The organism is Rhizobium sp. WW_1 (assembly GCF_003610155.1).
Lineage (GTDB): Bacteria > Pseudomonadota > Alphaproteobacteria > Rhizobiales > Rhizobiaceae > Rhizobium > Rhizobium tropici_A.
The window spans coordinates 40,344-61,334 of sequence record NZ_RAIN01000026.1 but is presented as its reverse complement, the minus strand read 5'-3'; the positions used below and the strand labels follow the sequence as shown (position 1 = coordinate 61,334).

The 20,991-nt window shown below is 60.0% G+C and carries 19 protein-coding genes and 1 pseudogene; 11 read left to right on the top strand and 9 right to left on the bottom strand.

What is annotated here, in order from left to right; all coding sequences use genetic code 11:
* Both BJ928_RS35620 and BJ928_RS35615 read right to left on the bottom strand, forming a co-directional pair.
* A partial coding sequence (locus BJ928_RS35620) for an Arm DNA-binding domain-containing protein (protein ID WP_147413978.1) occupies positions 1-392 on the bottom strand: 392 nt, incomplete at its 3' end.
* Between the two features lie 131 nt (positions 393-523).
* Positions 524-802, bottom strand: a pseudogene (locus BJ928_RS35615) (VOC family protein); the annotation flags it as partial.
* 102 nt (positions 803-904) lie between these two features.
* Here BJ928_RS35615 and BJ928_RS35610 point away from each other — a divergent pair.
* Positions 905-1,609: a YafY family protein gene (locus tag BJ928_RS35610; RefSeq protein ID WP_047636544.1), complete on the top strand. Its 705-nt coding sequence runs from the start codon at positions 905-907 to the stop codon at positions 1,607-1,609.
* A gap of 46 nt (positions 1,610-1,655) precedes the next feature.
* Here the strand turns inward: BJ928_RS35610 and rhaI are convergent, their stop codons facing one another.
* A complete protein-coding gene (rhaI, locus tag BJ928_RS35605) occupies positions 1,656-2,948 on the bottom strand; it encodes an L-rhamnose catabolism isomerase (protein WP_047636546.1) in 1,293 nt (430 codons plus the stop codon).
* A 236-nt stretch (positions 2,949-3,184) separates the two neighbouring features.
* Positions 3,185-5,281, bottom strand: coding sequence for a bifunctional rhamnulose-1-phosphate aldolase/short-chain dehydrogenase (locus BJ928_RS35600; RefSeq protein ID WP_047636547.1), 2,097 nt, complete (start codon positions 5,279-5,281; stop codon positions 3,185-3,187).
* Positions 5,282-5,490: 209 nt separating this feature from the next.
* On the opposite strand from BJ928_RS35600, the gene BJ928_RS35595 reads away from it, so the two are divergent.
* The 7 genes from BJ928_RS35595 (at position 5,491) to BJ928_RS35565 (ending at position 12,696) form a co-directional block, all read left to right on the top strand.
* Positions 5,491-6,303 (top strand): DeoR/GlpR family DNA-binding transcription regulator, encoded by an 813-nt coding sequence (locus BJ928_RS35595; RefSeq protein WP_047636549.1) that lies wholly within the window; start codon positions 5,491-5,493, stop codon positions 6,301-6,303.
* 55 nt (positions 6,304-6,358) lie between these two features.
* Positions 6,359-7,354 (top strand): rhamnose ABC transporter substrate-binding protein, encoded by a 996-nt coding sequence (rhaS, locus tag BJ928_RS35590; protein ID WP_047636550.1) that lies wholly within the window; start codon positions 6,359-6,361, stop codon positions 7,352-7,354.
* Between the two features lie 73 nt (positions 7,355-7,427).
* Positions 7,428-8,963 carry a sugar ABC transporter ATP-binding protein gene (locus BJ928_RS35585; protein ID WP_047636580.1) on the top strand — a complete coding sequence of 512 codons (1,536 nt, stop codon included), beginning with the start codon at positions 7,428-7,430 and terminating at the stop codon, positions 8,961-8,963.
* Positions 8,964-8,973: 10 nt separating this feature from the next.
* The gene (locus BJ928_RS35580; protein WP_047636551.1) at positions 8,974-9,978 is read left to right on the top strand and encodes an ABC transporter permease; all 1,005 of its coding nucleotides are present in this window, start codon (positions 8,974-8,976) and stop codon (positions 9,976-9,978) included.
* Positions 9,975-10,991: an ABC transporter permease gene (locus BJ928_RS35575; protein ID WP_047636553.1), complete on the top strand. Its 1,017-nt coding sequence runs from the start codon at positions 9,975-9,977 to the stop codon at positions 10,989-10,991. Before BJ928_RS35580 ends, BJ928_RS35575 begins: the two co-directional genes overlap by 4 nt.
* Positions 10,988-11,314 carry an L-rhamnose mutarotase gene (gene rhaM / locus BJ928_RS35570; RefSeq protein ID WP_047636554.1) on the top strand — a complete coding sequence of 109 codons (327 nt, stop codon included), beginning with the start codon at positions 10,988-10,990 and terminating at the stop codon, positions 11,312-11,314. Before BJ928_RS35575 ends, rhaM begins: the two co-directional genes overlap by 4 nt.
* Positions 11,311-12,696 (top strand): FGGY-family carbohydrate kinase, encoded by a 1,386-nt coding sequence (locus tag BJ928_RS35565; RefSeq protein ID WP_047636555.1) that lies wholly within the window; start codon positions 11,311-11,313, stop codon positions 12,694-12,696. The genes rhaM and BJ928_RS35565 overlap by 4 nt, the downstream gene beginning before the upstream one ends.
* Here BJ928_RS35565 and BJ928_RS35560 read toward each other — a convergent pair.
* Positions 12,693-13,517: an aminoglycoside phosphotransferase family protein gene (locus BJ928_RS35560; protein WP_047636556.1), complete on the bottom strand. Its 825-nt coding sequence runs from the start codon at positions 13,515-13,517 to the stop codon at positions 12,693-12,695. The genes BJ928_RS35565 and BJ928_RS35560 overlap by 4 nt on opposite strands.
* 398 nt (positions 13,518-13,915) lie before the next feature.
* Here BJ928_RS35560 and BJ928_RS35550 point away from each other — a divergent pair, with 398 nt between their 5' ends.
* Positions 13,916-15,022 carry a branched-chain amino acid ABC transporter substrate-binding protein gene (locus BJ928_RS35550; RefSeq protein ID WP_047636559.1) on the top strand — a complete coding sequence of 369 codons (1,107 nt, stop codon included), beginning with the start codon at positions 13,916-13,918 and terminating at the stop codon, positions 15,020-15,022.
* Between the two features lie 75 nt (positions 15,023-15,097).
* Here BJ928_RS35550 and betI read toward each other — a convergent pair whose 3' ends face one another.
* Positions 15,098-15,682 (bottom strand): transcriptional regulator BetI, encoded by a 585-nt coding sequence (betI, locus tag BJ928_RS35545; protein WP_047636560.1) that lies wholly within the window; start codon positions 15,680-15,682, stop codon positions 15,098-15,100.
* A 102-nt stretch (positions 15,683-15,784) separates the two neighbouring features.
* On the opposite strand from betI, the gene choX reads away from it, so the two are divergent.
* Both choX and BJ928_RS35535 read left to right on the top strand, forming a co-directional pair.
* Positions 15,785-16,726: a choline ABC transporter substrate-binding protein gene (gene choX / locus BJ928_RS35540; RefSeq protein WP_052228018.1), complete on the top strand. Its 942-nt coding sequence runs from the start codon at positions 15,785-15,787 to the stop codon at positions 16,724-16,726.
* A complete protein-coding gene (locus BJ928_RS35535; protein WP_047636561.1) occupies positions 16,723-17,541 on the top strand; it encodes an alpha/beta hydrolase in 819 nt (272 codons plus the stop codon). The genes choX and BJ928_RS35535 overlap by 4 nt, the downstream gene beginning before the upstream one ends.
* 129 nt (positions 17,542-17,670) lie before the next feature.
* Here BJ928_RS35535 and BJ928_RS35530 read toward each other — a convergent pair whose 3' ends face one another.
* From BJ928_RS35530 to BJ928_RS35520, 3 genes are read right to left on the bottom strand one after another with little or no spacing between them, the layout of a single operon-like run.
* Positions 17,671-18,495 carry a sugar phosphate isomerase/epimerase gene (locus BJ928_RS35530; RefSeq protein ID WP_047636562.1) on the bottom strand — a complete coding sequence of 275 codons (825 nt, stop codon included), beginning with the start codon at positions 18,493-18,495 and terminating at the stop codon, positions 17,671-17,673.
* A 29-nt stretch (positions 18,496-18,524) separates the two neighbouring features.
* A complete protein-coding gene (locus BJ928_RS35525; protein WP_047636563.1) occupies positions 18,525-19,700 on the bottom strand; it encodes a dihydrodipicolinate synthase family protein in 1,176 nt (391 codons plus the stop codon).
* A 12-nt stretch (positions 19,701-19,712) separates the two neighbouring features.
* The gene (locus BJ928_RS35520) at positions 19,713-20,870 is read right to left on the bottom strand and encodes a Gfo/Idh/MocA family oxidoreductase (RefSeq protein WP_047636565.1); all 1,158 of its coding nucleotides are present in this window, start codon (positions 20,868-20,870) and stop codon (positions 19,713-19,715) included.
* Positions 20,871-20,991: the final 121 nt, after the last annotated feature.

Below are 20,991 nucleotides of genomic sequence, written 5' to 3'. Positions count from 1 at the left end.
CGAAGCCGTATCGTTCGCCATAGGTAGCGATCGTGGTGCCCGTGACAGTCCATGCCAAGCTTATAAACACAGGTCGAAGAGGCAATCGCCGCGATCTGAAGGGCTTCGGCCGGATCTGCACCGGCTGCGACACCTCCGAGCTTAGCCTTGGCGACTCTTCTGGCTTGCTCGACTGTAATCGGACCGAAATGCCCTCTGGTCAGAACGCGTTGGGCGGCTGATCGGCCACCGCCATCCGTTCGATACTTGATGATGAAAGTTTTCACGCCTGTGGGAGAGACGCGTAGACCAAAGCCCGAAAGCTCGCTGTCCCATATATGGTAGCGGTCATGATCTGGACACGCTGAGTCGACGACACGTTTCGTCAGAAGCACCGCACTTCGCTTCGCCATGATTTACCTCCAGGACCTAGAACTGGGATACCACCGTGATCGGAAATTGGAGGATAATAGTAGCGGCGTTTGCGCTGGTACGTCAACCCAACACATTGATATCGTAGGTCTATTTAGAATATTAGCGTGCGATAGAGAAGCTCAACCCCGCCCCTCAACCGGACGAATTCGGCATCGACATCGTCGACCTGGAATTCGATGACGACAGAGCGATCGGCTGAGGGTTCGGCACTGCCCTCGCGAAACAGGGCGACGGTTTCGGCGCTTCCGATCGCAAGCGTTGCCGAGGGGGTGACGATCTCGCCAAAGACCGGCGCCAGCCACTCGGCCGACTGACCCGTGACCATTTCATAAAACCCGACCATCTTCTTGATGTCGGAAGCGATTAGACGTGCAGATGCTAGTTTCATCGGAGGCTCCTTCAAAAGGCCCGCCAAACATCTCGTTGACGGCTCGAAGGCTCTTGTCGCATAAGTCTGCTGCCACTATACTGGCAGCAGGAGTCAGCAGGAATGCGCCGCGCCGACCGTTTGTTTCAGATCATACAGATATTGCGGCGATCGAGCCGGCCCGTAACAGCCGCCGCGCTGGCGGATGAGCTCGAAGTCTCGAAGCGCACGGTCTATCGCGACGTTGCCGATCTGATGAGCCAGCGCGTTCCGATCGAGGGCGAGGCAGGGTTCGGATACCTCCTGTCGTCCGACTACGAAATGCCGCCGCTGATGCTAACGCCTGAAGAGATCGAGGCGGTCGTTCTTGGCGCGCAATGGGTTGCCGGGCGCGCCGACAAGACCCTTGCCAATGCCGCGCGCGATGTCGTTGCCAAGATCACCGCGATCGTGCCTGCGCATTTGCGTCCTTTCATCCTCGAGCCGAGCGTCGGCGCCAGGCCAGTGATTTCTGGAGCCGAGGAGGAAACCATCGACCTGCCGATGCTGCGAGCTGCCGTCCGCGAAGGACGAAAACTACGGATGCGCTATCGTTCCGATGCGGGCGAGGAGACTGCAAGGGTCGTGTGGCCCGTTATCCTCGGCTATTCCGATACGAGCCGCATTCTGGTGGCATGGTGCGAACTGCGCCAAGGCTTCCGGCATTTTCGCACGGATCGGATTGTCGAAGCCGATATGCTTGATGAAGGTCATGGCTTGCGCCCGGGCGAGCTGCGCCGCCGCTGGTCCACCTGGCGAGAGGCCGAACTCAGCAAATCAGGAAGGTAAAGCTGGGCATCGGGTGCCGGCGCAACTCCGTCGGCACCCGATCATCTCAGATGATTCCGCCGCCGCCGGCAACGGAAGCCGGCCGTTCGACGGCGACTTTGGCGCGATAGCCGCTCGCCCGGTAGGTCGCGACCGGATCGATCGCGCCACCGGCACGGCGACGTGCTTCGGCGAGGATAGGTTCGACATCGGCGCGATAGGCGCGCTTCAGCGTTTCCGATGCCATCAACGCGTCGTTCGCATCCTGATAATCGGCAAGCGCGTTGCGATCGACGATCAGCGCCTGCGCATAGGCGCGGCGGATCTCGTTGGCGCTGGAAATCAGACTTTCGATCGGGTCCGTGACATTGTGCGACTGGTCGATCATGTGAGCCGGATTGAAGTCGTTGACCCCACGCCTTTCAGCATCGACCAGTTCGTTGAAGACGAGGAAGAGCCGATAGGGCTCGATGGCGCCCGCATCGAGATCGTCGTCGCCATATTTCGAATCGTTGAAATGGAAACCGCCGAGCTTGCCGAATTGGATGAGGCGGGCGACGATCATCTCGATATTGGTATTCGGCGCGTGGTGACCGAGGTCAACAAGGCAATGCGCCTTTGGTCCGAGCGTCTGCGCAATCAGGTAATTGGTGCCCCAGTCCTGAACAACAGTCGAATAGAAGGCCGGCTCATACATCTTGTGCTCGGAGAACAGCCGCCAGTCGTCGGGAAGCGCCTTGTAGATATCGGCCATGGCGGCGAGATAGCGCTCGAACGCCTTGGTAAAATTCGTCTGGCCGGGGAAATTCGAGCCGTCGCCGATCCATACGGTCAGCGCCTTCGAGCCGAGCGCCTTGCCGATCTCGATACATTCGATGTTGTGCTCGACGGCTTGGGCGCGGGTTGCCGCATCGACATGGCTGAGCGAACCGAACTTGTAGGAATGCGCCTGGCCCGGCGCGTCGGAGAAGGTATTGGAGTTCATGGCATCGAAGCCAAGGCCGAGCGCATCGCCTTTCGCCTTTAGCTCCTTTGCATCGGCCTTGTCCCAGGGGATATGCAGCGAAACCCTCGGCGTTGCCCGTGTCAGCTGCTGGATGACAGCGCAATCGTCGAGCTTGTCGAAAATGCCGCGCGGCTCGCCGGTGCCGGGGAAACGGGCAAAGCGTGTGCCGCCGGTTCCGACGCCCCAGGATGGGACGGCAACGAAAAATTCGGAGACCTTTCGGGTCACGGCTTCGATATCGACGCCGCGGCGGGCGAGCGTGGCGTCGAGGGCCTCATAATCGGATTTCAGCGCGGCGGCGCGCCTGTCGTTTTCTGCAGCAACCAGATCGGGCGCAATTCTAAACTCGGCCATTCTTTCCTCCCATATGCGTCATTCAAAACGTTAAAGTGCGCTGACCCTGCAGGCCATCACCCGCCCTCGCCCTTCGAGGGCCCTACGGGCCACCTCAGGGTGAGGACTGATCTCTCCGTCAGTTGGCGCAATCGCCACACCACCCTCATGGTGAGGTGCGCTGTCGCGAGAGCGGAGCGAGTGCGGCAAGGCCTCGAACCACGAGGGTGGCCCTGAGGCTGCCGCCTCCCAATCCATTACCGTGTAAAGCTCTGTGCGTTGCCGGCGTCGACGTTGATGATATTGCCTGTTGATTTCGCGGAAAGATCCGAAGCCAGGAAGTAGATCGCCTCGGCAATGTCCTCGGGGAAGACATTGAGCTTCAGCATCGAACGCTTGCGGTAATGTTCCTCCAGCTCGTCCACCTCGATCTTCGAGGAGGCCGCGCGTTGCTCGCGCCATTCGCCGCTCCAGATCTTCGAGCCACGCAGCACGGCATCCGGATTGACCGTGTTGACGCGGATGCCGGCTTCCGCACCCTCCAGCGCCAGGCAGCGAGCGAGATGAATCTCGGCAGCTTTTGCGGTGCAATAGGCGGCGGCATTCGGCGAAGATGCAAGACCGTTCTTCGAGGCGACGAAGACAACGTTGCCGCCTAGGTTCTGTCGGCGGAACAGCCGGAAGGCTTCGCGCGAGACGAGGAAATAACCAGTCGCGAGAATATCCATGTTGCGGTTCCACATCGAAAGCTCGGTGCTTTCGATCGGCGCGGACGACGCGATGCCGGCATTGGACACGAGGATGTCGACACCGCCGAATTCAACGCAAGCCTCGGCGAAGGAGGAGATGACGGCATCTTCCTTGGTGACGTCGAGCTTGACGCTGCGCACCGCGTCAGCGCCGTATCTCCTAACGAAATCCGCCTGCGTGTTTTCAAGCGCCGCCTGGTCGATGTCAGCCAGAACGACGCAGGCGCCCTCGCCCACCAGGCGCGCCGCCGTGGCGCGACCGATGCCGCCGGCGCCGCCGGTGACGAAAGCGACGCGCCCGGCGAGGCTCTTCGGCTTCGGCATGCGCTGCAGCTTTGCCTCTTCCAGCAGCCAATACTCGATATCGAAGGCTTCCTGCTCCGGCAGGCCCTGATATTCGGAAACGGTGGATGCGCCGCGCATGACGTTGATGGCGTTGACGTAGAACTCGCCGGCGATGCGGGCCGTCGCCTTGTCGCGGGCAAAGGACAGCATGCCGACGCCGGGAACGAGGAAGATCACCGGGTTCGGGTCGCGCATGGCAGGTGAGTTGTCATGCTTGCAATCACTGTAATAGCGCGCGTAATCGGCGCGGTAGTCCTCCAGCGCCTTGTCGAGACCGGCAATGACGGCATCGACATCAGGCTTGGCTGGATCGAAATCGACGATCAGCGGGCGGATCTTGGTGCGCAGGAAGTGATCCGGGCAGCTGGTACCGAGCGCGCCGAGCGGGCGGAGGCTCTTCGAATTGACGAATTCGAGTACGGCATCCTGGTCGTCGAAATCACCGAGCTTGCGCTCAGTCTTGCCGATGCGGCCGCGGATCTCCGGCATCAGCCGTGCGGCAATGGCGCGGCGATCCGCCTGCGGCAGGCTCTGAACGGCCGCGCCGCCGAAAATGGTCTTGCCTTCCGTCTTGGCTGCGAACCATTCGATCGCCTTGTTGATGATCGCAAGCGTCAGCTCGTAGCATTCCTTGGCGTCGTTGGCCCAGGTGAAGAGCCCATGGCTTTCCAGCACGACGCCCTTGGCATTCGGATTTGCCTTCACGAAGGACTCCAGATCAAGACCGAGCTGGAAGCCAGGACGACGCCATGGGAGCCAGCCGATCTCGTCCCCGAAGATCTCGCGCGTGAGTTCGCGCGAATTCTTGGAGGCGGCGATTGCGATGATCGCATCCGGGTGCATGTGGTCGACATGGGTGAAGGGCACGAAGCCATGCAGCGGCGTGTCGATCGAAGCCGCGCGCGCATTGAGGTTGAAGGTGCAATGCGGCAGGAAGCCAACCATGCGATCCTCGTCGGCGACGCCCTGGTAGATGTTCTTGAGGCTGTCGAGCTTGTCCTGATAGAGCGTGGCAAAGCCATCGAGCTTGATGGTTCCGACATCGCCGCCGGAGCCCTTGACCCAGAGCACCCTAGCCTTCTCGCCGGAGAGCGGATCGGTTTCCATGACCTTGGCCGATGTGTTGCCGCCGCCGTAGTTGGTGATACGCTTGTCGGCACCGAGCAGATTCGACCGATAGAGGAGCTTGCCCGGCTCATCGAGTCCGTCAGCATATGCATCATCCCAACGGTTGTTTAGAAGCTGAACGTCAGCCGCCATGTCATCCTCCCTTGAAAATCAAGTCTCGCGGACGGATCGCATCACGATTGGAGCCGCCCTTTGTGAGCAGGGTATCGCTCACGTACAGTCACCTTGTCAATCGAAAACGATCATATTCGACAATGTTGCAATGCAATATGAAAGTTTATGATCGTTTATGATTGACACATTGTCATATTTGCGAAATAATCGCCATCAAGGAGGAACCGATGCACGAACGTGAACGCCATCGCATTATTCTGAGCGCCGTACAGGAAAAGCCTGTCGTGACGATTCAGGATATTTCCGAGCTGACAGAGGCTTCGGAAGCGACGATACGCCGTGACATCGCCGCCCTGCATGTGCAGGGAAAGATCCGGCGCGTGCGCGGCGGCGCGGAATCGATCCATCCTCCGCAGCTCGGTAATCTGGTTGGCCGCCCCTTCCGCGTTTCGGAATCGGTCAATATCGATAAGAAACGCGCAATTGCGCGCAAGGCCGCGGAATTATGCAATCCCGGTGATGCCATCATCATCAATGGCGGCACGACGACATTCCAGCTCGTCCACTACATCTCGGCTTTCCGGCTGCAGGTGATGACGAACTCCTTCGCGATTGCCGAGCATCTGGTCAAGCATTCGAAGAATACGGTGACGGTACCGGGCGGCGCGATCTATCGCGAGCAAAGTCTGATCCTTTCGCCCTTCGACAACGACACGACCCGCAATTTCTACGCGCGCCGCATGTTTCTCGGCGCGCAGGGCGTCGGCCCGCTCGGCATCATGGAAGCCGACGGGCTGCTGATCCAGAGCGAGCAGAAGCTGATGCGGCAAGCGGACGAACTCGTCCTGATGGTCGATTCCAGCAAATTCCGCCAGCGCTCCAGCCTGATCCTTTGCCCGCTCGAGCAGGTTTCAACGATCATCACCGATGACGGCGTGACCGCGGAGACCGTGCGCATGATCGAGGACGCCGGCGTTTCGCTTGTCATCGCAGGCGTTTCGGCTCACGCCGAGGAGGAGGATTCCCCGTCGGTCGCATAAAAATGCGCGGCTATGGCGGGGGAAGCATAGCCTATCAACTTTGGGAGGAAGTGGCATGAATATAGCAAAGAAACTGGCGATCGGCGTTGCGCTCGCTGCAACGCTTTTCGCCGGCGCAGCAAGTGCGAAGGACATCAAGATCGGTCTCGTGGTGAAGTCGCTGGGCAACGGCTTCTTCGAGGCCGCCAACAAAGGTGCTCAGGAAGCAGCCAAGGATCTCGGCAGCGTGCAGGTGATCTACACCGGCCCGACCTCGACCACGGCCGAAGGCCAGATCGAAGTCATCAATTCGCTGATCGCACAGGGCGTCGATGCCATCGCGATCTCGGCGAACGATCCCGATGCAGTCGTCCCGGCACTTAAGAAGGCGGCGCAACGTGGCATCAAGGTCATCTCCTGGGATTCAGGCGTCGCCAAGGCCGGCCGCATCCTGCAGCTGAACCCTTCGTCGAATGAATTGATCGGCAAGATGTGCCTGACGCTTGCCAAGGATCATCTCGACGGCGGCAAGGGCGACTTCGCCATCCTGTCGGCAACAACCACCTCGACCAACCAGAACATCTGGATCGGCGAGATGAAGAAGCAGCTGAAGGACTTCCCGGGCCTCAACCTGGTCACGACGGTTTATGGTGACGATCTCTCGGACAAGAGCTATCGTGAAGCCCAGGGCCTCCTGACCTCGCATCCGGAAGTCAAGGTCATCGTCGCCCCGACGACGGTCGGCGTGCTTGCCGCTTCGCAGGCCGTCAAGGATGCCGGCAAGATCGGCAAGGTTTATGTGACCGGTCTCGGCCTGCCGTCCGAAATGGCCGGCGCGATCAAATCAGGCGCGACGAAGGAATTCGCGATCTGGAACCCGATCGATCTCGGCTATTCTGCAACGCAGATCGCCTATCGCCTCGTCAAGGGCGAGACCGACGGCAAGCCGGGCAGCGAGATCAATGCCGGCCGCATGGGCAAGATCAAGGTGGATGCAAACGGCGAAGCCGCCATGGCCGATCCGTTCGTCTACAACGCTTCGAACATCGATCAGTTCTCCAAGGTTTTCTGATCGAAGCAAGAATCCGCAGCTCTCCGGCGGCGACAGCCGCCGGACCTGGTTTCTCTGATCCGGTACATTGCTGATGACCACAGTCCTTCAACGCTCTGTCGCGGACGCACCAGCCGCGAACAATCAGGCCATTCTGGAAATGCGTGGCATTTCCCAGATCTTTCCCGGCGTCAAAGCGCTGGATGGCGTCAGCATTTCGCTTTACCCCGGCAAGGTCACCGCCCTGATCGGCGAGAACGGCGCGGGCAAGTCGACCCTCGTCAAGATTCTCACAGGCATCTATCGTCCGAACGAAGGCGAAATTCTCGTCGACGGCAAGCCGACGGCTTTTGCCCATGCACAGGCGGCCATCGATGCCGGCGTCACGGCCATCCATCAGGAGACTGTGCTCTTCGATGAGCTCACCGTCGCCGAAAACATCTTTCTCGGCCACGCGCCGCGCACATCCTGGCGCACCATCGACTGGAAGAGGATGAACAGCCGCTCGAAAGAGCTCCTGCAATCGCTTGAAAGCGCAATCGATCCCACAATCCGCTTGAAGGACCTCTCCATTGCGCAGCGCCATCTCGTGGCGATCGCACGCGCCTTGTCGATCGAGGCCCGCATCGTCATCATGGACGAACCCACAGCCGCCCTCTCCCGCAAGGAGATCGATGATCTCTTCCGCATTGTCGAAGGCCTGAAGACAAAGGGCAAGGCGATCCTGTTCATCAGCCACAAGTTCGACGAACTCTATGAGATCGCCGACAATTTCGTCGTCTTCCGCGACGGCCGTGCCGTCGGCCACGGCGAGCTGAAATCAACGCCACAGGACGAGATCGTCCGCATGATGGTCGGACGCGATGTCGGCAACGCCTTTCCCAAGGGTGCGGTCGCGCTCGGCGATACCGTTCTCGAAGTCGAAAAATACTGTCACCGAACGGAATTCCGCGATATCTCCTTCAAACTGCGTCGCGGCGAGATCCTCGGTATCTACGGCCTGATCGGCGCCGGGCGCTCCGAGCTTTGCCAATCGCTCTTCGGTATCACCAGACCGCTCTCCGGGCGCCTTACGCTCGATGGCCGCGAAATCCAGGTGCGCTCGCCGCAGGATGCCATCGGCGCCGGTATCGTTTATGTGCCGGAAGAGCGCGGCCGCCACGGTCTGGCGCTGCCGATGCCGATCTATCAGAACATGTCGCTGCCATCGCTCGGGCGCACCTCGCGCAAAGGCTTCCTGAAGGCGGCCAACGAATTCGCTCTTGCCCGCAAATATGCCGAACGGCTCGATCTGCGCGCCGCCGCCCTTTCCGTGCCCGTCGGCACGCTGTCAGGCGGCAACCAGCAGAAGGTGGTCATCGGCAAATGGCTGGCAACGCAGCCGAAGATCATCATTCTCGACGAGCCCACCAAGGGCATCGACATCGGCTCGAAGGCAGCCGTCCATGGTTTCATCAGCGAGCTGGCGGCCGAAGGTCTCAGCATCATCATGATCTCCTCCGAACTGCCCGAGATCATCGGCATGGCGGACCGCGTGCTTGTTATGAAAGAGGGGCTTTCGGCCGGTCTTTTCAACCGCGAGGAACTGACACCGGAAACGCTGGTACGAGCCGCCACGGGGAATGCATAGGGAGAGCCGGATGCCGCGCATCCTCAAAAGACGAGAAACACTGCTCGCCATCATCATCATCGTGATGATAGCCGGCTTCGCGACGCGTGCGGCCGGCTTTGCAGAGCCCGCCAATCTCGCCAATATCTTCAACGACACCTCGATCCTCATCATCCTGGCGCTTGCCCAGATGACCGTCATCCTGACGAAATCGATCGATCTGTCTGTCGCCGCCAACCTCGCCTTGACGGGCATGGCGGTTGCGATGCTGAACGCGGCCTATCCCGATATTCCGCTGATCGCGCTCGTCATCACGGCGATCCTGATGGGCGCGGTTCTCGGAGCCATCAATGGCTATCTCGTCTGGGCCTTGGAAATACCGCCGATCGTCGTCACGCTCGGCACGCTGACGATCTATCGCGGCATGGCCTTCGTGCTGTCGGGCGGCGCCTGGGTCAATGCGCATCAGTTCACACCGGTCTTCCTAAACGTACCGCGCACGCCGTTTCTCGGCCTGCCTGTACTTGCCTGGATCGGCATCGTCATCGTGCTGATGATGTTTCTGGTGCTGCGCTACACACAGTTCGGCCGCTCGGCCTATGCGAGCGGCGGCAATCCGGTGGCCGCCGTGTATGCCGGCATCGACGTCGGCTGGACGCGCTTCCTCGCCTTCGTTCTCTCCGGCGCGCTCGCCGGGCTCAGCGGCTATCTCTGGGTCTCCCGCTATGCCGTTGCCTATGTCGATATCGCCAACGGCTTCGAGCTCGATAGCGTCGCCGCCTGTGTCATCGGCGGCATTTCGATCGCAGGCGGTGTCGGCTCGGTCGCCGGCGCCGTGTTGGGTGCCCTCTTTCTTGGCGTCATCAAGAATGCCTTGCCGGTCATCGGCATCTCGCCATTCACGCAGATGGCAATCTCCGGCACCGTCATTATCCTTGCGGTCGTCTTCAACGCCCGGCGCGAACGCAATCGCGGCCGCATCATCCTTCGGGATCAGGCCGCAAAAGACACCGCCAGTGAGGGAGCAAGCGCATGAGCAACGCTTCGCAAGCGGCAACGGCGGAAAAGCGCGTTATTCCGGATCGCCTCGGCACTCCTCTCAAGCGCATCCTGTCGAGCTGGGAAACGCTGCTCTTCGGCGTCGCGGTCGCGATCTTCATTTTCAATTCGCTAGCCTCGCCCTATTTCCTCGATCCCTACAATCTCTCGGACGCGACCTTCAACTTCACCGAAAAGGCAATGATCGCCTTTGCCATGGCGCTGCTTGTCATATCAGGTGAAATCGACCTGTCGGTCGCAGCCATCATCGCGCTGGCCTCGACAGCCATGGGCGCCGCTGCGCAAGTCGGCGTCGACACGCCCGGCCTCGTCGCGATCGGCATCGGCGTCGGTCTGGTCTGCGGCATCTTCAACGGCTTCCTCGTCTCCGTGATGAAGCTACCGTCGATCGTCGTCACCATCGGCACGATGAGCCTGTTTCGCGGCATCTCCTACATCGTGCTTGGCGACCAGGCTTACGGCAACTATCCCGACAGTTTCGCCTATTTCGGCCAAGGCTACGTCGTCTGGGTCTTCTCGTTCGAATTCGTGCTGTTCATCGTGCTGGCGATCGCCTTTGCGATCCTGCTGCATGCGACAAATTTCGGCCGGCAGATCTATACGATCGGCAACAATGATTTTGCTGCACGCTTCTCCGGCATTCCGGTCGAACGGGTGAAATTCATCCTGTTTCTTCTGACCGGCATCATGAGCGGCATTGCCGCCGTCTGCCTCACCTCGCGCCTCGGCTCAACGCGTCCCTCGATCGCGCTCGGCTGGGAGCTGGAGGTGGTGACCATGGTCGTGCTCGGTGGTGTCTCGATCCTCGGCGGCTCGGGCACGATCGGCGGCGTCGTCCTTGCCGCCTTCGTGATGGGCCTCGTCACCTTCGGCCTCGGCCTTCTCAACGTTCCGGGCATCGTCATGTCGATCTTCATCGGCCTCCTTCTCATCATCACCATCGCGCTGCCGATCGTCGCCCGGCGCATCAGGACCATGAGCTCCAAATGACCGCTGCTCTCGAACGCCACGCCTTCAAGATGACGCTCAATCCGGGCATGGAGGCGGAATACCGGAAGCGGCATGACGAAATCTGGCCTGAGCTTGTGGATCTGCTGCATCAGGCCGGCGTCAGGGACTATTCCATCCATCTCGACCGCGAAACGAACACGCTATTCGGCGTGCTGACGCGACCGACGGATAACACCATGGCGAGCCTGCCCGATCATCCCGTCATGAAGAAATGGTGGGTGCACATGGCCGATATCATGGCGACCAATCCCGACAATTCGCCGGTTCAGAGCGATCTCGTCTCGGTCTTCCATCTGCCATGAGCGCGACCCAAGCCTATCGCCATATCGCCGTGATCGACATCGGCAAGACCAACGCCAAGGTCGTCGTGCTCGATGCGAGCACAGGCAGCGAAATCGCCGTCTTCAAGACGAGCAACAGCGTCCTGAAGACCGAGCCCTACCCGCATTACGACATCGAAAGACTCTGGCATTTCATCATCGAGGCGCTGAAGGATTTCGCAGCCGTGCCCGGCTTCGATGCGATCTCAATCACCACGCACGGCGCCTCGGCGGTGCTGCTCGATGCCAGGGGCGACCTTGCGCTGCAGGTTCTCGATTACGAGCACATCTATCCCCAGGCGGTTCAGGAAGCCTATGGGCAATTGCGCCCGGTCTTTGCCGAAACCTTTTCGCCGCAGCTGTCGGGCGGTCTGAATGTTGGCGCGCAGATCCACTATCAGCAAAGCATCTTCCCGGCGGAGTTTACCCGCGTCGCGACGATCCTGACCTATCCGCAATATTGGGCATTTCGCCTCACGGGAATTGCCGCCAACGAGGTGACCTCGCTCGGCTGCCACACGGATCTCTGGAACCCAACGACGCAAAACTATTCGTCTCTGGTCGATACCCTCGGCATTCGCGGGCTGATGGCGCCGGTGCGCTCGGCTTTCGATGCCCTCGGGCCGGTACTGCCGGTGCTTGCGGTCGATATGAGCCTCACGAAATCCATACCTGTCTATTGCGGCATCCATGATTCCAACGCCTCGCTTCTGCCGCATCTGGTCGAGAACGAAGCGCCTTTCGCCGTGGTCTCGACCGGGACATGGGTGATCAGTTTCGGCGTGGGCGGCGATCTCGAACATCTCGACCCCGCACGCGACACTCTTGCCAATGTCGATGCTTATGGCCGCGCCGTGCCGTCTTCCCGCTTCATGGGCGGCCGCGAGTTCGAGCTTCTGGCGGCGGAAATCGGCGCGGCAACTCCCGAAGCAGTCGAAGCGGCGCTGGAGCCGGCAATCGGCAAGGGCCTCATGCTTCTACCAAACGTCGTTGAAGGTTCTGGCCCTTTTCCCGGCAGCAAGCGGCGCTGGATCGCGGATAGCGCCGCGAACAATGCCGAGCGCCTTGCCGCCGTCAGCCTCTATCTCGCGCTCATGACCGAAGCCTGTCTCGGCCTGATCAGCGCCAGGGGTCCGATTTTCGTCGAGGGGCCCTTCGCGCTCAACCGCGCCTACCTCAAAGCCCTGTCAACCGCAACGAACAGCGACGTCATCGCGCTGGCCGGCTCGACGGGCACCAGCCAGGGTGCCGCCTTGCTGGCGGGGATACGCCCTGCCACCGCGGCGGAAAACTTGCCGGTTCGCGCCGAGCTGGCAGGGCTGAGCCGCTATCGGCAGGCCTGGCGCGAGGCTTTGATCTCCTAAAGCCCGGTCGCGGATAGTTCCGCAGCTGCGATTTCGGCAACGTCAAGCGTTGGCTCGACGTGCTCGTCCTCGCCATCTTCGATCAACCAGGCGGCAGAGAGACCGGCCCAGGCAATGATCCATTGCAGCAGGCGTCCGCGCTCCATCTGCGCCGCCTCGGCAACGACTGCCGCCTGCCGCGCAAGGCGGCCGGGAGATGTGGCGATACCTTTGTCAGGATTGCAGAAGAGATTGGCGTAGTCGAAGCCGCGCTCACCCACGAGCCCCTTCGGATCGATCGCAAGCCAGCCGCGCTCCCCAAAGTCCAGAATATTGCCGTGATGGATGTCGCCATGCAGGGCCACGACATCGCGGGGTTCCGACAGCAGTTTGCGGGCCGTGACTGCAGACAGCACGAAAGTCCCACCCTCGCAATGAGCCATGGCTTCAAGCGAACGAAACCGGTGAACCAGAGGAATCAAACTTGGTAGGGAGGTCCCGCGTGACGCATGGAGCCCCACAACGGCTTTGCAGATGATGCGGCTTGCCTCGTCATCCCCGCCATTCCCTACCATCTCGATGAGAGAACGGGGACCTGTTGCCCGCTCGAGCAGGATGGCCTCGTCTGCATGCTCGAGAACGCGCGCAGCACCAATACCATTCCACCAGACCATAAGCTCTGCGCCCGATTTCTCTTCCGGCGAGACCGCGATCTTCAGCATCGCCGGCTCGCCATCCCGACGCACGGGAAAGAGCCGGCTGGAATGCGTCACGATCGGAACACCATCGGGGATCAGTCGCCAGAGGTCAAAGTAGGCTTTCGAATTGTCATACTCATTCACGCGGTATTCATCTCCTCGGCATGTGTCGCGCCATGAGAGGCGCCATGCTTATGTGGGTCAGCGGCGTGGAAACTTCCACTTCCAGATTGGCATTGCCCTATCGCATATCACCGCAAGGCTGGTGGCGACCACGCAACAACTATCCCTCGTCAAAATTTTCGAAAAATCGTCAAAATTGTCTTCGCAGCGGTTATTTTCTTGCGGAATCGTCGCAATATTCCTACAGAAAATACCCTCATGAGCGCTTTCGAGATCAAAAAAATGTCCGAAGGCAATCATCGGCTTCGATATAGGTTCTGTCTTCTCCAAGAGAACGCCTCACGGCAGTTTGCGCGTCGAGACAGGCTATTGCGGGCGGGTTCAAAGGGCGCTGCCGCGCTCATCCAAGGAGAGCAAACATGAGTCTGAAGACATTGACGGCCGCGACCTTCGTCGCTTCGCTGGCCTTCGCACCTCTCGCGCATGCGGACATCACCATCGGCCTCATCGCGCCGCTGACCGGCCCGGTCGCGGCCTATGGCGAGCAGGTCAAGAATGGCGCGCAGACCGCCATCGACGAAATCAACAAGAGCGGCGGCGTTCTCGGCCAGAAGCTCGTTCTGAAGCTCGGCGATGACGCCGGCGATCCGAAGCAGGGCGTATCCGTCGCCAACGGCTTTGTCGGCGACAGCATCCGCTTTGTTGTCGGCCCGGTCACTTCTGGCGTTGCCATTCCGGTTTCCGACGCGCTGGCCGAAAACGGCATCCTGATGGTCACGCCGACCGCGACTGCACCGGACCTGACCAATCGCGGCCTGACCAACGTTTTCCGTACTTGCGGCCGTGATGACCAGCAGGCCGTCGTTGCCGGCGAATATGTCGTGAAAAACTTCAAGGACAAGAAGATCGCGATCCTCAACGACAAGGGCGCTTACGGCAAGGGCCTGGCCGATGCCTTCAAGGCAGCGATCAACAAGGGCGGCATCACCGAAGTCGTCAACGACTCGCTGACCCCCGGCGAAAAGGACTACAGCGCCCTGACGGCAAAGCTGAAGCAGGCTGGCGTCGAAGTCATCTACTTCGGCGGTTACCACCCGGAAGCAGGCTTGCTGGCTCGCCAGTTGCACGACATCTCCGTCAAGGCGCAGATCATCGGTGGCGACGGCCTGTCCAACACCGAATATTGGGCAATCGCCAACGATTCGGCTGCCGGTACGCTCTTCACCAACGCATCCGACGCTCTGAAGAACCCGGATTCGCAGGGCGCGGTTGCCGCTCTCAAGGCACGCAACATCCCGGCTGAAGCCTTCACGCTGAATGCTTATGCTGCCGTGCAGGTTCTGAAGGCCGGCATCGAAAAGGCCGGCAAGGCGGATGACGCCGAAGCCGTCGGCGCAGCTCTCAAGAAGGGCGAACCGATCGACACCGCCATCGGCAAAGTCACCTATGGCGAAACCGGCGACCTGACTTCGCAGAGCTTCTCGCTCTACAAGTGGGAAGGCGGCAAGATCGTTTCGGCTGAGTAAGCCTTGACGTCATCACTTTGAAAGAGAACCGGGCCACTCGCTGGCCCGGTTTTTTCTTTCCGCTATCGAGAGTAACTAGGTGGCGGATGGCAGGCGGTGGGAAAGATAGTCGCGCATCTGACGAAGCGCATCCTCTCTCGTCATACGCTCCGATTGCAATCCCAATCGCAGCCAGATCCCATCGATCAACGCCGTGATGCCGAGGGCAACGGCTTCGCACTCGTCATACGGCAAAATATGTACGAGAGCCGACATGAGGTTTGATCGCATCCGCGCGTGAATGACTCTTTGGATACGCGCCAATTGCGGCTCGCGCGGAACCTCGGCGCAGAGCGACAGCCACGCGTGGCAGATGGAAGGCTGAAAGAAGCGATCTTCGAAATTGCCTTCGATAATTGCTTCCAATCTTTCCATGGGAGTTTTGGCGTGGTTCAAGCGCGCCACGACCGCATCCCTGAGGACCGCATTCGCTTCGCGCATCGCATGTTCGAACAGCTCCTGCTTATTTGCGAAATAATGCAGGACGATGCCTTTCGACGCCCCCGCTTGCGCGGCGACCTTCTCCAGCGTCGCTCCCGCCATGCCTTCGCGCTGCAGAACTTCAAAGGCGGCGCGCCGGAGCTCACGCTTTCGAATCTCGCTGATCTTGGCCAGTCTCATTTCGACTCCTCAGTTGCGTCAACATTGACAAGTTTTCCGCAAAGATCAATAATTGACCCATGGGACAATAAATAAACCGCGTGGTTAAAAAGGAGACTAAACATGAAGCTATCACTCAGCGCGGGCATCGCAGCAATCATGGCTGCCAGCACGATTACACCTGCATTTGCGAGCGATCCGGAAAGCTGCAAGATCGTGCGAATGGCGGAGCCCGGCTGGAATGATCTTGCTTTTACGACTGGGATCGGCCTCACGCTGCTGAAGGCGCTGGGCTATGAGGCAAAAAGCCAGCTTCTCGGTATCGACGTCATCTATCGAAGCCTGAAAAACAAAGATCTCGACGTGTTTCTCGGCTATTGGGACCCCGCGATGGTCACCTACTACGAACCCTATAAGCAGGATGGCTCGGTCGAAACCGTTCGTACCAACCTTGAGGGTGCTAAATATACGTTCGCCGTGCCGACTTACGTCTGGGAGGCAGGTGTCAGGGACTTTTCCGACCTGCAAAAATTCGCGGACAAATTCGACCATAAGCTCTACGGTATCGAACCTGGTTCTAATCAGTTGATGCTCGATGCCATTAAAGATCCGGCCCTCGGTCTCCAGAGCTGGGAAGTGGTTGAATCGAGCGAACAGGGCATGTTGTCGGAAGTAAGCCGCCGCACGCGCAGTCGATCATTCATTGTGTTCCAGGGCTGGGCACCTCATCCGATGAACACGGTTTTCGATATCAAATACCTCACCGGTGGCGACAAATTCTACGGCCCGAATTTTGGTGCCGCGACAGTATCGACGCAGGTGCGCAAGGGGTATCTGCAAGAGTGCCCCAATGTCGCGAAGCTCCTGAACAATCTGACATTTGATGTCGCCTACGAAAATCGCGGTATGGCTTACATCATGAATGACGGCCTGGAACCCGGCGACGCGGCCTTGAAAGCAATCAAGGATGAACCGCAACGGCTGGAGAACTGGCTGGCTGGAGTATCTACTTACAATGGCGAGGCTGGTCTTCCCGCAGTCAAAACCGCACTAGGGCTGAAATGAGCATCCGCAACGACGATTTTCATCATCGGAAGCGGCACATCGAACTGCCCGAGAAAGGCCCCATCGCTTTTGTCGACACCGGCGGAAGCGGGCAGGCAATCCTTATGTTGCACGGCTTTTCAGACACAGGTCGCAGCTTCGTTGCACTTGAGCCCGCCTTTCCCGGCTATCGCCTCATCATACCCGATCTACCGGGCCATGGAGCGTCCGAGCCGGGTAACCGAATGCATGTCAGCGACTTTGCCGAGAGCATTGACATGCTGATGGAATGTCTCGACCTCTCGCAGATTGCGCTCATCGGGCATTCGATGGGCGCGATGACGGCCATTGAACTTGCCGCGCGTCGCCGGGACGACATCAGCGCACTCATCCTTCTCAGCGCAAGTCTAACCCCATGTTTCGATAGGGAAACCCCAATTTCGCGCGGCATTCACGCGCTTACGGACCCCATCGATCCCGCCGGACAATTTTTGGTGGATTGGTATTCCTGCAGCCGCCCTGTGGATGCCGATTTTCTGTCGAAGATGAAGGCGGACGCGGCGGCGATGCCCTCGGCAATCTGGCGCGATATCCTGAATAGCCTCGACGAAACGGACCTTCGCCTCAGCGCGGCGCAGGTCACGGCACCCGTCATCTGCATCGGCGGCTCCCTCGATCCGCTGTTTGACGGGTCACATCGAGAGGCGCTTTCGCATGCATTCCAGTCCGTTCGATCGATCACCCTCGACGGATACGGACATAATCCTCATTGGGAAGACCCTGAGAGAATTTCAGCGCTGATACTATCGTTCCTGGCGGAAAGAGGAGTGGCCTAGGTGACCAAATGGCGTCAGTATCGCCACAAAACGATACCGACACTCTAGATGACAATACACGTGAGACCGAAGACCCCAAGAACATGCACCCGGTTTGGAGAATTGTGAGGCGCTTCGATCCGCCGCAACTCAGCAAACGCTGCGAAAGCGCTCGACGCAGGTGGAAAGAACCTCCTCGCCCGGCCGTTTCCACCAATTGTTCTGGGAGAAAATCTCAACTTCCTGCAGACCGAAGAAGCCAGCCTTCTCGATCTCGGCGCGGATGCGCTTCAAGTCGATGACACCGTCGCCCATCATGCCGCGGTCGAGCAGCAGGTCAGTGGTCGGCACCAGCCAGTCGCAGATATGGTGTGCGAGAATCCGGCCACCGGCACCGGCGCGGGCTATCTGCTCATAGAGCTTCGGGTCCCACCAGACATGATAGACGTCGACGGCAACGCCGATGCCTTCGCCGAGGAGATCGCAGATGTCGAGCGCCTGTTCCAGCGTGTTCACGCAGGCGCGGTCCCCGGCATACATCGGATGCAGCGGCTCGATCGCCAGCGGAATTCCCGAATTGCGGGCATGCGGCAGGATCGCGGCGATGCCGTCCGCCACCATCTCGCGGGCATGGGCGATATCTTTCGAGCCCTCCGGCAAGCCGCCGACGACGAGGACGAGGCAATCGGCATTCAGAGCCGCCGCTTCGTCGATCGCGCGCCTGTTGTCATCGATCGCGGCAGCCCTGCCCTCGGCGCTTGCTGCAGGAAACATGCCGCCACGGCATAGGCCCGTGACCTTGAGCTTGTTATCCGCGACGATGCGAGCGGCTTCGGAAAGGCCGATCTTATGCACCTGATCGCGCCAGGGGGCGATCGCGACGATATCCTGTTTCAGGCACGCTTCGACCGCCTGGCGCATGTCGTATTGCTGGCGCACCGTCGCCAGATTGATGGACAGACCCTCTATGGCCATCGTGATGATCCTCCCCCGATCTCTCTTCGCTATTCAATACCGGCCGTGGCAAGGATTGCCTTCATGCGATAGACCGCCAAATCCGGATCGCGTAGCACCCGCGCCGTATCCGCCAGGCGGAACAATTCCGAGAGATGCTGGATCGAGCGTGTGCTCTGCTGGCCGCCGAGCATCTGGAAATGGTCCTGAAAACCATTGAGATAGGCGAGAAAGACAACGCCGGTCTTGTAGAAGCGTGTGGGCGCCTTGAAGATATGGCGCGACAAGGGAACAGTTGGCGCCAGGATCGAATGGAAGGCGTCGAGGTCGTTTTGCGCGAGCTTGGCAAGAGCCGCGCTCGCGGCTGGCGCTATGGCATCGAAGATGCCGAGCAAGGCATGAGAATAGCCCTGTTCGTCCCCGGCGATCAGTTCGGCATAATTGAAATCGTCGCCGGTATACATCTTGACCGACGGATCGAGCCGGCGGCGCATGACGATTTCCTTTTCCGCCGAAAGCAGCGAAATCTTCACGCCATCGACCTTGGCCGCATTCTGGTTGATGATCGCGATCGCGGTCTCCATGGCCTGCATGTCGTCGGGAGATCCCCAATAACCCGCCAGCGCCGGATCGAACATCGAGCCGAGCCAGTGGATGATAACTGGCTCTTTGACCTGACCGAGAATGCGGTCATAGACGCGGATATAATCGTCCGGGCTCTTGGCGGCAGCGGCAAGCGCCCGGCTCGCCATCAGAATGACGCGGCCACCCTGCCCTTCCACATAGGCGACCTGTTCCTCATAGGCGCGAATGACATCATCGATCGTAACATCGGGGCCAGGCTGAAGGTGATCAGTTCCGGCGCCATAGGCGATCACGGCATCCGACCGGCCACGGGCCGCCGACTGCGCATGCGCAATCAGCTCCTTCGCGCCGGTCCAATCCAGCCCCATGCCGCGCTGCGCCGTATCCATCGCCTCGGCCACGCCAAGGCCAAGACCCCAGAGATATTCGCGGAAGGCGATGGTGCGCTCCCAGTCGATGTTGCGATCGAGCCATGGATCGTTATCCGCAAGGGCGTCGACCACGACATGCGCCGCGGCATAGGCAACACGATTGAAATGATGGCCACCCGTCGGCTTGACGGGCGCGATCAGCGGCTCGTTAGCCGGAGTGAAGGTAGCGATAACACCACCTGCCGACGGCAAGCGAAGACTTCTCGTCATGGAACCAGCCTCCTAGCGGGCAGAAAGGGAGGGCACGTCGATCCAGCGACGCTCCGCCCAGCTCTTCTGCGCAAGCTCGGCCAGCTGCACGCCCTTGGCTCCCTCGCGAAGCGTGAACTTCCAGGGTGCATCCTCGACGACATGGCACAGGAACTGCTCCCACTGCGCCTTGAAGCCATTGTCGAAGGCCTGCGTATCCGGCACCTCTTCCCAGGTGTCGAAGAAATTGATCGGCTGTGGCTGGTCCGGGTTCCAGACGGGCTTCGGCGTGTTGACGCGATGCTGCGTCCAGCAGCGCATCAGGCCGCAGACGGCGGAGCCATGCGTGCCGTCGACCTGGAAGGTGACGAGGTCGTCACGACGGACGCGCACTGCCCAGGAGGAGTTGATATGCGCGATGACGCCGCCTTCGAGTTCGAAGGTGGCATAGGCCGCATCGTCGGCATCGGCGGCATAGGTGTTGCCGTTCTCGTCGACGCGGCTCGGAATATGCGTCGCGCCGAGGCAGCTGACGGACTTGACCTCGCCGAACAGGTTGTCGAGCACATAGCGCCAATGCGGCAGCATATCGAGGATCATGCCGCCGCCATCCTTCTTGCGGTAGTTCCACGAGGGGCGCTGCGCCTTGACGCCCCAGTCGCCTTCGAACACCCAGTAGCCGAACTCGCCGCGCACGGAGAGGATCTTGCCGAAGAAGCCGCTGTCGCGCAGCATGGCGATCTTGCGCAGGCCCGGCAGGAACAGCTTGTCCTGGACGACGCCGTTCTTGACGCCGCGGCGCTCGGCCGAGGCTGCAACCGAGAGCGCTTCCTCCAGCGTCTCGGAAATCGGCTTTTCGCAATAGACATGCTTGCCCGCGGCAATCGCCTTCTCCAGCAGTTCGACGCGCATCTGCGTCGAGCCGGCATCGAAGAAGATCGTGTTGGAAGGATCAGCCAGGGCGGCATCGAGATCGGTCGTCGTCTTCGAGAGACCATGCTTGCGGGCGATCGCCTCGATCTTTTCGGCATTGCGGCCGACGAGCACCGGCTCGGGCATCAGCCTGTCGCCGTTTGCAAGCAAGACACCACCCTGTTCGCGGATCGCCAGGATGGAGCGCACGAGATGCTGGTTATAGCCCATGCGGCCGGTAATACCGTGCATGATGATGCCGATCGGCTTCGTTGCCATGAGTTCTTCCTCCCGTAAATAACTATATAGTTACATAACTGACACGGCGAAGCCATGCTGTCAACGGCCATCGTCAATGGCTGCAGCGTCAATCAACTATCGTTGCCGAGCTTGTAATCCC